Source organism: Hymenobacter edaphi, assembly GCF_003258365.1.
In the GTDB taxonomy this organism is placed as follows: Bacteria; Bacteroidota; Bacteroidia; order Cytophagales; family Hymenobacteraceae; genus Solirubrum; species Solirubrum edaphi.
In genome coordinates this window covers 158778-169422 of the sequence record NZ_QHKM01000009.1, presented here as the reverse complement: position 1 = coordinate 169422, position 10645 = coordinate 158778, and the positions used below count along the sequence as shown (strand labels likewise).

Annotated in this window: 10 protein-coding genes and 1 pseudogene; 4 read left to right on the top strand and 7 right to left on the bottom strand. The window is 64.8% G+C overall.

What is annotated here, in order from left to right; genetic code table 11:
* Positions 1 to 128 (top strand): annotated as a pseudogene (araD, locus tag DLM85_RS26110) (L-ribulose-5-phosphate 4-epimerase); the annotation flags it as partial.
* 169 nt (positions 129 to 297) lie between these two features.
* Here the strand turns inward: araD and DLM85_RS21415 are convergent.
* Together DLM85_RS21415 and DLM85_RS21410 are read right to left on the bottom strand one after the other, a co-directional pair.
* Positions 298 to 1494: a serine hydrolase domain-containing protein gene (locus DLM85_RS21415; protein ID WP_111480224.1), complete on the bottom strand. Its 1197-nt coding sequence runs from the start codon at positions 1492 to 1494 to the stop codon at positions 298 to 300.
* A gap of 45 nt (positions 1495 to 1539) precedes the next feature.
* On the bottom strand, positions 1540 to 1959 hold the full coding sequence (locus tag DLM85_RS21410; RefSeq protein WP_111480223.1) for a hypothetical protein: 420 nt from the start codon (positions 1957 to 1959) through the stop codon (positions 1540 to 1542).
* A 452-nt stretch (positions 1960 to 2411) separates the two neighbouring features.
* Here DLM85_RS21410 and DLM85_RS21405 point away from each other — a divergent pair, with 452 nt between their 5' ends.
* Entirely contained in the window at positions 2412 to 3437 is a 1026-nt protein-coding gene (locus DLM85_RS21405) for an aldo/keto reductase (protein ID WP_111480222.1), read from the top strand.
* A 329-nt stretch (positions 3438 to 3766) separates the two neighbouring features.
* On the opposite strand, the gene DLM85_RS21400 is transcribed toward DLM85_RS21405, so the two are convergent.
* The 4 genes from DLM85_RS21400 to DLM85_RS21385 form a co-directional block, all read right to left on the bottom strand.
* A complete protein-coding gene (locus tag DLM85_RS21400; RefSeq protein WP_111480221.1) occupies positions 3767 to 4147 on the bottom strand; it encodes a hypothetical protein in 381 nt (126 codons plus the stop codon).
* A 26-nt stretch (positions 4148 to 4173) separates the two neighbouring features.
* Positions 4174 to 4605 (bottom strand): hypothetical protein, encoded by a 432-nt coding sequence (locus tag DLM85_RS21395; RefSeq protein ID WP_111480220.1) that lies wholly within the window; start codon positions 4603 to 4605, stop codon positions 4174 to 4176.
* A gap of 10 nt (positions 4606 to 4615) precedes the next feature.
* Positions 4616 to 5269 carry a hypothetical protein gene (locus tag DLM85_RS25170; RefSeq protein WP_133257190.1) on the bottom strand — a complete coding sequence of 218 codons (654 nt, stop codon included), beginning with the start codon at positions 5267 to 5269 and terminating at the stop codon, positions 4616 to 4618.
* Between the two features lie 108 nt (positions 5270 to 5377).
* On the bottom strand, positions 5378 to 6025 hold the full coding sequence (locus tag DLM85_RS21385; RefSeq protein ID WP_165822241.1) for a DUF4279 domain-containing protein: 648 nt from the start codon (positions 6023 to 6025) through the stop codon (positions 5378 to 5380).
* 109 nt (positions 6026 to 6134) lie between these two features.
* On the opposite strand from DLM85_RS21385, the gene DLM85_RS21380 reads away from it, so the two are divergent.
* Both DLM85_RS21380 and DLM85_RS21375 read left to right on the top strand, forming a co-directional pair.
* The gene (locus DLM85_RS21380; protein ID WP_111480217.1) at positions 6135 to 8072 is read left to right on the top strand and encodes an ABC-F family ATP-binding cassette domain-containing protein; all 1938 of its coding nucleotides are present in this window, start codon (positions 6135 to 6137) and stop codon (positions 8070 to 8072) included.
* Positions 8073 to 8453: 381 nt separating this feature from the next.
* On the top strand, positions 8454 to 8711 hold the full coding sequence (locus tag DLM85_RS21375; RefSeq protein ID WP_111480216.1) for a hypothetical protein: 258 nt from the start codon (positions 8454 to 8456) through the stop codon (positions 8709 to 8711).
* 90 nt (positions 8712 to 8801) lie between these two features.
* On the opposite strand, the gene DLM85_RS21370 is transcribed toward DLM85_RS21375, so the two are convergent.
* Positions 8802 to 10592, bottom strand: a complete 1791-nt coding sequence (locus DLM85_RS21370) for a cytochrome-c peroxidase (RefSeq protein ID WP_111480215.1) — start codon at positions 10590 to 10592, stop codon at positions 8802 to 8804.
* Positions 10593 to 10645: the final 53 nt, after the last annotated feature.

The window sequence follows — 10645 nt, the reverse complement described above, 5'->3', positions numbered from 1 at the left end:
AGGAAATTGCCCGCATGGCCTACCTCAGCTGCACCCTGCGCCCCGGCGTGCCCCGCCTCAAGGACGCGCTCATCCGCAAGCACTACGAACGCAAGCACGGCGCCGGCTCTTACTACGGGCAGAGCTAAGCATAGCAGAACGGCTCGTCGAGACACCGCGGTACCGACGTGGTGAAAAACCAATAGCACGTCATGCGGAGCTTGGCTACGCCTTCTTTCGGTTCAGCTGCGCGGACGCCAGATGAGGCAGGACGTTCCAGACGTTTTCATAACCGCTCGTCGCTACTGACCACGCCGCCTAGCGGGCGGCCCGGGCGCGGTAGTAGGGCACGTAGTTCTGCCAGTCGACGGGGGTGAAGGTATCGGCAATGGTGACGCGCAGCAGGCTCTGGAAGGCGCTTTCGGCGTTGTCGCTGTTGCTCATCAGCAGCACCCCGATGCCGCGCTCCGGAAACACGATGGAGTAGTGCTGAAACCCGTCGCCGTGGCCTTCCTTGAACGCGCCCACGCCGTAGGGCGAGTGCAGCAGGCCCCAGCCCAGGCCGTAGGCCAGCCGCAGGTGGTCGTAGCGGGTGGTGTCGCGGCGGGCCAGCGGGCCCATCTGCTGCACCGAGTGCAGGCTGATCTGCGGGCGAAACAGCTCCTGCCAGGACTCGGGCTTGAGAATCCGGCGCTGGAGCACGGCCGTCAGAAAGCGGGTGTAGTCGGCGGGCGTGGTTTCGAGGGTGCTGGCGCTGCGGGGCTCGTTGTCCTTGTCCTTTTCCAGCGGCTTGCCCGTGGCGTCGTGGCCCAGGGCATAATCAGCCTCGAAGCGCGGCTGCCACTGGTAGCTGGAGGTGGTCATGCCCAGCGGCCCGAAGATTTTTTCCTGCATGAGCTGCTCCAGCGGGCGGCCGAGCTTGCGCTCCAGCACCACCTGCAGGTACACCAGGCCCTCGCCGGAGTAGCCGTAGCGGGCCCCGGGCGGGCGGCGCACGTGCAGCTTCTCGTCGGGCTCGTCCCAGCGCCAGTTGGCCAGGCCGGTGGTGTGGCTCAGGCACATGCGGGCCGTGATGCGGCGGTACAGCGAATCCTGGCGCAGGCTGGAGTAGTCGTCGTGCCAGCGCGTTTGGGGCTTGTACTCGTAGATGGGCCGGGGCAGGTAGTTCTGCAGGGGCTCATCCAGGGTCAGCTGGCCCTCTTCCACCAGCTTGAGCACCAGCACCGCAAACACGGCCTTGCTGAGCGAGGCGCCGTAAAACTCGGTATCAAGCTGCAGCGGCGCCCCGGTGGCCGTGCTTTTCACCCCGAAGGCATGCTGGTACACCGGCCGGTTGCGGTTGAACACCGTCACGGCCAGCCCGGTGACGTGCGCCGAGTCGACAATCTGCTGGATGCGGCGGGTCAGGTCGACTTGCCGGATGCGCAGGCCATCGAGGCGGGCTACCGGGGGCACGGTGGCGCAGCCGGCAAGCAGCAGCAGGGGCGCGGCGGCGGCGAGGCGTAAGCGGTTCATCGGGCAGTGGTTGAGGGGCCGCCCAAGGTAAGGCAATTGGCGACGTTACGCCACCTGCAACTCCTCCTCGCGGTAGCAGTCCCAGTACCCGTCGTTCAGCCGGTACACGTTCACGCGGTGAATCCAGCCGGTGTCGGGGTGGCGCTCCTTGAGCTGCCCGCGCCAGATGACGGCGTAGGCCCGGTTCTGGGTTTCAGGCTGCACCGGCTGGCCCAGGTCGTAGGCGTAGGTGACGGCGGCGGCGCGCATAATCACGGTGCCGGCCGCGGGGGCAGCCTCGGCGGCCGCCCCGGGCAGGGGGCAGGGCTGCTCGTGCCAGGCCAGCAGCTCGCCGCAGCAGGGGCAGAGGGCGGCCTCGGTGGTGTCGGCGGGGGCTTCGACAGGGGCGGCGGGGAGGGCGGCTGCCGGCGCTTCGACTTGCTGCTCAGCGGCGGTGTAGCGCGGGGCCTTGCGGGGTGTTGCCATGACAGCTTTAGCTAAATTTTTAGCTAAAGTACGGCTGGCTAAGTTTTTTGGCAAGACGCGGGGCGGCAGCAGCGCTAAAACGGCGGCCTGCTGAAGGTTCTGGTCGCGTCAGCAGGCAAGCGGCAGAACGGTGTAGAGGCACAACCTCGCGTCTCAATCGTTGCTGATGCCGGGTTGCTTCCGGCTGTGTGGTTCCGGCTGGTCGATGCGAGGCGGGCAGCCCCGAGACGCAAGGCTGCATCTCTACGGCCGGTCGACGGTTCAAGGCCGGCTGCCAAGGCAGCGGCCCGGCACGACGTTCGGCGTAACGAATTGCCGCCGGGCAGGAGCCGGTGCCGGCGACGGGCCGAACTTCCGGGGCGAGGCGCGGTTGTAGCAGCCAGGGTGCCCGGGCGGGCACCGTCCCATTCTCCGCGGAGCCGGGCTCCGCCGCTACTTTTTCGATATCTGCCATGGAATACCGCCAGCTAGGCGCTTCGGGCCTGCGCATTCCGGTTTTGAGCTTCGGCACCGCCACCTTCGGGGGCAGCAACGAGTTTTTCAAGGCCTGGGGCAGCACCCAGGTCGACGAAGCGCGCCACCTCATCGACATCTGCCTGGAGGCGGGCGTGAACCTCTTCGACACGGCCAACGGCTACTCCGACGGGCAGGCCGAAACCATCCTGGGCAAAGCCCTGGCAGGCCGGCGCCCGGAGGTGCTGATTTCCACCAAGGCCACCTTCCCCACCGGCACGGGCCCGAACGACTACGGCTCCTCGCGCCAGCATTTGCTGCGGGCCTGCGACGACTCGCTGCGCCGCCTCGGCACCGACTACATCGACATTTACCACATGCACGGCTTCGACGCGCACACGCCCATCGACGAGACCCTGCGCACCCTCGACACGCTGGTGCAGAGCGGCAAGGTGCGCTACATCGCCTGCTCCAACTTCTCGGGCTGGCACCTGATGAAAAGCCTCTCCATCTCGGAGCGGCGGGGCTGGGCGCGCTACGTGGGACACCAGGCCTATTACTCGCTGGCGCACCGGGAGTTTGAGTGGGAGCTGCTGCCACTGGGCCTGGAAGAGGGCGTGGGCACCATTGTGTGGAGCCCGTTGTCGGCGGGGCTGCTGAGCGGCAAGATTCGCCGGGGCCAGCCGATTCCGGAAAGCAGCCGCCTGGCCCAGGGCGGTGGCCAGGGCCCGCAGGTGCCCGACGAGCGGCTGTTCGCCATCGTGGACGTGCTGGATGAAATAGCCCGGGAAACGGAGAAAACCGTGCCCCAGGTGGCCCTGAACTGGCTGCTGCAGCGCCCCACGGTGGTGAACCTGGTCATCGGGGCCCGCAACGAGGAGCAGCTGCGCCAGAACCTCGGGGCCGCCGGCTGGAACCTCTCTGCCGAGCAGGTGGCCCGGCTGGATGCCGTCAGCGCCACCACGCCGATTTACCCGTACTGGCACCAGCAGCGCTTCCCGATGCTGGGGCACGCGGGGATGTAAAAGCGGCGGGCTCCCACAAACTTTTGGAGGCCATCCGAGAAACTTCGGTGTGGCTTCGAAAGCTTTCGGAGGTCGACCAAGAAACTTCGGATGGCCTCCGCAAGCTTTCGATGGTCGACCGAGAAACTTCGAGGTAGCTCCGAAAGCTTTCGACGGGCATCCGAGAAAGTTAGGTCGACCGCCGAAAGCTTGCAATGGTCGACCGAGAAACTTCGGGTGGCCTCCGAAAGCTTTCGGAGGCCACCCGAAGTTTTTTTGTTGGATAAAGTAAAGAGAAGTAGGACCGTTCAGGTCGGCCGGACTGCCGTCTGCGCTTGTTTAGAGCAGGGTTAGCGTAGCTGCACTTCCAACGCCTGATTCTCCAGCGCCAGCAGCAGCCAATCGTCGTGCCCGGAGCTGGGTACGTAGGGTGTCAGTTCCTGCCCCTGCGTATACGCTTCATAAGATTGCGGACCCAGCTTCACCGTGAGCGGCCAGAGCTCCTGCACGCTGGAACCACCGCCCTTAGTCGGCCCCTGGGCTATCCAGGCCCGCAGCCGGATTTGCCGCGTCCGGCGCACGTACTCGGGCTGGTAGTCCTCGGCCCATTCCGGGTCCAGGATTCCGTCGCACCAGTAGCGGCGCCGGCTGCGGTCGGGGGAGCGGCTGAGGACGGCGGAAAGCTGCCATTCGAGCTGCTCGTAGAAGGCGGGGGTGAGGGAGGGGTGCATCTGGCAGGATGTGGGCGGGCCGGGTCTTATTGTTCAACCACGGAATACCTACCGACCCGCCAGCCGTTCGCGTACCGGATGAGCTTGCCCTCAGCCAGCACCCCCTCGACGGCGTAGCTCAGGCGAAAGTCCAGGGTGTCCTGCCGCCGCCGCAGCTGCCCGAGGTGCAGGTAGTCGCGGCTGCCGCGCTGCCGCAGCTGCCGGGCCGACAGCAGCAGGACGGGCTGGTGGAACTTCCGCAGTGGCAGGCCGGGGGTGACGAAGGCATCCGTTTGGAGCTTCACCGGGAGCCGTCCGGGCAGGTCGGCGTGGTAGAAGTGTTGCAAGTCGGGCAGGTCCAGTAGAAGTTGCAGCACCTGTTGCCGCTCGGATTGGGGCAGGCGGTCGGGGCTTTGCCGCGGGGCGGGGTGGGAGGCCAGGCAGAGGCTGGCGGTGCAAAGCAGAATGGCGCGCAACATGGACCGGGGGTTATAGGCGTTTGGTTTGGATGGCATCAATTTCCCAAGTGCCGGCGCGGCGGGTCAGCCGCACGTTCAGGTAACCTTCCCAGAAGTAGTACCGCTCGGCCGGCTCGTTGTCTGGGTAGTATTCAAACGGTCGGGCCCACACGCGGGCGGAGTCGCTCGTGAGCTTGGTGCGTTCGAGGCGGATGCCCTGATAGGCGTCCATCGTGCGCGTCCAGCGGTAGGAATCGAAGAAGGCGCAATCCATATCCTCATAATCGGAAACGTCGTCCAGCAACGAGTCGCGCCGGGCGTACGGGATGCGGAGCAGGTTGTCGATGCAGGGCTGATAAGATTTGGCTTCCTGCTGCAACAATGCCTCGGAGAAGTGCAGCCGCCGCAGGTTGGCGAAATAACGACTCATATCCAGCGTCATCCGGCCCTGGGCGTCGGCTACGAAGCGGGGCTGAAACTCAGTGGTCTGGTCAGCGGCAATAGCCTGTCCGTACCACGCAAAGAAGGCCCGTACGGTCTGGTTGACGGCGGCCGTGTCGGACGCAGGAGCTTTGGGCGAAGCGGTAGTCAGTGGAGCTGAAGTGGCTTTTGAATCAGGGGGCGCCTGGTCATGGCAGCTGGTGAGGGACAAGGCTACAAACGATAGGATAATGAAGCGTTGCATGTAGTAGATGTTGGCATTATAGATGGAGTTGCGGGGCGTCTTCGGCGTCGTAGTCGCTGTAGCGCAGGGTGAGCCAAGCGTGGAGTTCGGTCATTATGGGGCAGCTGTTTAATAGTTGCTGGTTATTTCCCGGCCCAGCATACGGAGGTCGAACGTAAGCGCCAGTCCTAACTGATGCAGGCGCGCTATCAACTCCTGGGGTAGAAAGAGCTGGGTGAAGTTTCTATTGGCTATGTGGAAGCCGATACTCACCCAGATGTCCGCTTTGCCAGTGTGGGCAATGAGCCGGTGGATGCCCGCTACATCCTGCTCAAGGTAGGCGAGAAACTCATCCAGTTTCTCTTCGATGCGGCCGGGCCGGGCAGACGATTCGAACCACAGGCTGTTGTAGCCGCTGCCGGTAGCGCCGTCGGCGTGCTGGACTTGCTGGGGCTGGAGGGAGGTCAGGCACAACAAATCCTCTACGGACAGATCCTCCGAAATGGGCGAATAGCTCAAGTGGATGCTTGGCTCACTGTCAATGGCATTAATTTCTACTGCGCCCTCCTTAATGACCAAGTGGACGCCGATGTAGAAGCCTTCTGTAACGGGCACGTAGCCGATGGCTGAGCCTGCTTCCTTGTTGACAACAACCGCTTCTATTTTGGGCAAGCCGTTGTCAAGCTCCACATTCATTACGGCCAGCAATTGCTTGGTCATCTCCCATTCAGGGTAGAGCAGCTCTTGGTGGATGAGTTTGGTAATAGTTTCAATCATACTCATGCTGGCCGATTTTTATGGGGCACACAAAGCGTTATCTCGTGGTGCAAGGACCCTCCGCCCAAACGCCGTACCTTTGCCCTTCCTGCGCTGCAAGGTATACTGCATGATTTCCATCTCCGACCTCGACTTTCACTTCGGTGCCCGTACGCTCTACGACGGCGCCTCGCTGCACATCAAGCCCAAGGATAAGATTGGCCTCATCGGGCTGAACGGCCAGGGCAAATCCACCCTGCTGCGCCTGCTGGTGGGCGAGTACAAGCCCGACGGCGGCTCCATCTCGATGAGCAAGGACGTCACGCTGGGCTTCCTCAACCAGGATTTGCTCAGCTACGACTCGCACGAGCCCATCCTTATCGTGGCCATGCAGGCCTTTGCCGAGGCGCTGGACCTGCAGAAGAAAATCGACGAGGTGCTGCTGGAGTTCGAGCAGAACTACACCGACGACCTGGTCGACAAGCTGGCCACCCTGCAGGAGCGGTTTGAGGCCCTGGGCGGCTACACCATGCAGGCCCGCACCGAGGAAATCCTCGAAGGCCTGGGCTTCACCACCGAGGAGCTGCAACGGCCGCTGAAGCTGTTTTCGGGCGGCTGGCGCATGCGCGTGATGCTGGCCAAAATCCTGTTGCAGGAGCCCTCCCTGCTGCTGCTCGACGAACCGACCAACCACCTGGACCTGCCCTCGATCAAGTGGATTGAGAACTACCTGGCCGGCTACGAAGGCGCGGTGATTATCGTGAGCCACGACCGGGAATTCCTGGACCAGACCACCAACATGACGGTGGAGGTGACCGGCGGCAAGCTGGTGCCCTACGCCGGCAACTACTCCTTCTACATGGAGGAAAAAGTGCTGCGCGACGAGATTCACCAGGGCGCGTTCGAGAACCAGCAGGCCGCCATCCGGCAGGCCGAGCGGTTTATCGAGCGGTTCAAGGCCAAAGCCTCGAAGGCCAAGCAGGCCCAGAGCCGGCAGAAGATGCTCGACAAGATGGACCGCATCGACTCGGTGGCGCCCGAGGCGGCCAAGGTGAACTTCTCGTTCCGCTTCTCGGTGCAGCCCGGCCGCCACATCCTGCGCATGGAGCACGTCACCAAGAAGTACGGCGACAAAATCATCTTCCGCGACACCAACGTGCACATTGAGCGGGGCGACAAGATTGCCTTGATCGGGGCCAACGGCAAGGGTAAATCCACCCTGATGCGGATGGTGTCGGGCTCGGAGGCACCCACCTCGGGCACCCACCAGCTGGGCCACAACGTGATTATGGCCTTCTACGCCCAGCACCAGTTGGAGTCGTTGAACGTGGACAACGAGGTGCTGCAGGAGATGGTGCAGGCCGGCTCGAAGCGGACGGAAATGGAGCTGCGCACGGTGCTGGGCTCGTTTCTGTTCACCGGCGACTCGGTGTTCAAGAAAATCAAGGTGCTCAGCGGGGGCGAGAAAAGCCGCGTGGCCCTGGCCAAGACGCTGATTTCGGAGGCCAACTTCCTGCTGCTCGACGAACCGACCAACCACTTGGACATGCAGTCGGTGAACATCCTGATTCAGGCGCTGGAGCAGTTCGAGGGCACGTTCCTGGTCATCAGCCACGACCGGTACTTCGTGGAAAACGTGGCCACCAAAATCTGGTACATCGAGGACTTCCAGCTGAAGGAGTACCCCGGCACCTACCACGAGTACGAGCAGTGGCAGGAAGACCGCGCCAAGGAAGCCAAGAAGCTCGGCCTGACCGCCCCGGCTGCCCCGAAGCCCAAGCCGGTGGAGGTGAAAAAGGAGCTAAGCCAGCAGGAGCGCGAAACCACCCAGCGCGAACTGAAGCAGGCCAGCAAGCAGCTGCAGGAAGTGGAAGCCCGCGTGGCCAAGCTGGAGCAGGAGCTGGCCGCCTACGAAAAGCAGCTCGGCGACGCGAACATCTACAACAACGCCGCCCAACTCAAGGACGTGACGGTGAAGTTTGAGCAGGTGAAAAAGGAGCTGGCCAAGGTGAACGACCAGTGGAGCGAACTGGCCGAGAAGGTGGAAACGCTGGAAGGCAAGCTGTAACGCCAGCTGGCCGTGGCAGCGGTGCCGCCCGCAGCCTGCAAAACGAGCAACGCCCGGACGAAACCGTCCGGGCGTTGCTCGTTTTGCAGGCTGCGCTGTTGTCGGCGGACGCGTCCGCGGCGTGCCAGTCCATTGGTTAATCTCGCTCATTGAATGTCACAAAGGGAGGGTAGAAACGAAAGTGCTGAAGCGCCAGATTCGTGGCTAGCTTGCTTAGAACGATTTACTTGAGAAAGAGCTGGGCGAAAACCCGGGTCACAAAACCAGGCTGTTCCGACTTTTGCGCGGGCCAGCCGGTGCGCACCTTTGGCGTACTGCTCTAGGCCAGTTGCCCGCTACGGTGCACCGGCCTGCCTCTTTTCCACAACCAACCCAACACGCATGCTTACTGCCGACGCATTACTAAAACAGCACCCGCCCGCCGGGCTCGTGCAAGACGCCCTACACGAAGGCCGCACCGTCGACGCGGCGGACCTGCTGGCGCAATGGGTGCAGGCCCAAGCTGCGCCGGAGCTGACGGACGAACAGCAGGCGCACCTGCTCCACGGCTGCTACGATACCCTGCTGCGGGAACGGGCCGTGCATAGCGGGCTGTGGCATCAGGCGCAACGTTGCCTGACGGCGGCGCTGCGCCGCTGAGCCCGGCGGGCACGGGTGCTAAACGCAAGGCGCTGCCGAGCCACTGCCGCAAGGCCGGCCGCCGGCGTTAGCCACCGTTCCGGGCGCTCATCAGTCGTTCAGCGCCTGCAAAAACGCCAGCAGCGCCTGCTTTTCCGCTTTGCTCAGGCCCAGCCGGTCTGGGGCCAGCGTCTGCGTGGGCACCGCTAAGCCCAGGCCCTGCCCACCGCCGCGGTTGTAGAAATCTACCACTTCCTCCAGGGTCTGAAACGCGCCGTTGTGCATGTAGGGCGCGGTGCGGGCGGCGTTGCGCACGGTGGGCGTTTTGAAGGCGAATTGCTGGTGCGGAATGCGGTGCAGGCGGTAGCGGCCGGGGTCGGTATCCAACGCCGGGTGCAGCGTGTCGGCGGTGGCGGGCACGCCCAGCACTTCGCTTTCCACCTTGTCGTAGAGCGGGGGCACCACGCCGCTGAACAGGGGCAGGTAGTGGCAGGTGCCGCACTGGGCCTGGCCCATGAACAGGTTGAAGCCCCGCACTTCCTGGGCCGAAAGCACCGCCGTGTCGCCGCGCAAAAACTGGTCGACGCGGGTGTTCAGGCCCGTCAGGGAGCGGACGTAGGCGGCCAGGGCCCGGCGGATGTTGGGCTCGGTCAGCGGCGTGGCTTCGGCTGGGAAGGCCTGGGCAAACAGGCGGGCGTAGGGCTTCTGGCGGCGCAGCGCGGCCGATACGGCGTCGAGGCGGCCGCCCATTTCGGCCGGGTTGGTAATGACGGCGTGCACCTGGTCTTCGAGGAAGCGCACCCGGCCGTCGTAGAACTGCTCGGGCTGCAGGGCCGCGCCCAGCAGGGAGGGCGTGTTGCGGGCCAGGTCGGCGCCGGGCTGCAGGGAGCGGTTGACGCGCAACCCGTCGGCGTAGGCCTGGTCGGGGCGGTGGCAGCTGGCGCAGGAGCGCCCCGCGGCACCCGACAAAGCCGGCTCGGCGAACAAGGCCCGGCCCAGGGCCAGCACCTGCGGCGTGGACGGCAGCGCATCGGCCGGGGCGAAGAAGGTGGCGTCGAAGGCATCGGCGGCTAGGAAGCTGACGGCCGCGGGCCGCACGGCGCGTCGGGCCGCCACGAAGCCTATGCCGCGCTGTTGCTGCCCGCGGTGCAATTCGGCCAGAATGGGGTTGTAGTGGCGCGTCAGGAAGGCGGCGCGGTCAAACGCGGTGAAGCTCACGCCGGGCCGGCGCAGGTAAGCCGCGCCGCGCCGCAACTCCCGGGCCAGGGCCGGCGGCGCATCAAATAGCGCAGTGACGTCGGCGGTGGCGTCGAGCGTGACGGCGGCTTCGGGCACGGCCTGCTGAGCGGCGGGCGAGTCGAACCCGGAAAGGCCTTTGGCGGCCAGGCGGTAGAGGTTCAGGCGCAGCGCGTCGAATACCTCGGCGTCGGTAAAGGTGAGGCTTGGCTCGCGCTGCTGCAGGTAGCGCACCTGGAACAGCAGGTTGTCGGCCTGCTGGCGCATCAGGTCGCGGGTGGCGCGGTCGGCTCCGGCGCCGTACACGTATTCTTCGAGCACCTGGAAGCCGGTGGGCAATAGTGGCTCCTCCGGCTCGCTCGGCTCCGATTCGGGCAGGGCGGCCCCGTTCAGGCGCTGGGCCACGAAGGGGTAGTAGTACTCCACGGCAAACTCCAGCGGCTTGTACTCGCGGCGGCAGGCGGCGTAGCGGCTTTGCAGGACGGGCAGCTCGGCTTCGTACACGGCGGCGCGCAGCTGCGTCAGCGCGGCGTGCAGGGCCTGCAGGTGCTGATGGTAGTAGGCTTTGGTGCGCTCGGCGGGCGTGGGCTGCAGCACCGTGAAGGAAAACAGTGCCGCGGCCAGCACGAGCAGCAGGGGGCGCAGGGTGGTCGGGACGAAGCGCATCGGCAGGGGGGCGAACCTGGCGGAAGCCGGCGCGAACCGGCGTCTGCTCAGAC

What these genes read in the sequence shown, in the direction of transcription:
- DLM85_RS21415 (WP_111480224.1), bottom strand. Translation starts at nt 1,494, where the DNA reads ATGAACCGCTTACGCCTCGCCGCCGCCGCGCCCCTGCTGCTGCTTGCC.
- DLM85_RS21410 (WP_111480223.1), bottom strand. Translation starts at nt 1,959, where the DNA reads ATGGCAACACCCCGCAAGGCCCCGCGCTACACCGCCGCTGAGCAGCAA.
- DLM85_RS21405 (WP_111480222.1), top strand. Translation starts at nt 2,412, where the DNA reads ATGGAATACCGCCAGCTAGGCGCTTCGGGCCTGCGCATTCCGGTTTTG.
- DLM85_RS21400 (WP_111480221.1), bottom strand. Translation starts at nt 4,147, where the DNA reads ATGCACCCCTCCCTCACCCCCGCCTTCTACGAGCAGCTCGAATGGCAG.
- DLM85_RS21395 (WP_111480220.1), bottom strand. Translation starts at nt 4,605, where the DNA reads ATGTTGCGCGCCATTCTGCTTTGCACCGCCAGCCTCTGCCTGGCCTCC.
- DLM85_RS25170 (WP_133257190.1), bottom strand. Translation starts at nt 5,269, where the DNA reads ATGCAACGCTTCATTATCCTATCGTTTGTAGCCTTGTCCCTCACCAGC.
- DLM85_RS21385 (WP_165822241.1), bottom strand. Translation starts at nt 6,025, where the DNA reads ATGATTGAAACTATTACCAAACTCATCCACCAAGAGCTGCTCTACCCT.
- DLM85_RS21380 (WP_111480217.1), top strand. Translation starts at nt 6,135, where the DNA reads ATGATTTCCATCTCCGACCTCGACTTTCACTTCGGTGCCCGTACGCTC.
- DLM85_RS21375 (WP_111480216.1), top strand. Translation starts at nt 8,454, where the DNA reads ATGCTTACTGCCGACGCATTACTAAAACAGCACCCGCCCGCCGGGCTC.
- DLM85_RS21370 (WP_111480215.1), bottom strand. Translation starts at nt 10,592, where the DNA reads ATGCGCTTCGTCCCGACCACCCTGCGCCCCCTGCTGCTCGTGCTGGCC.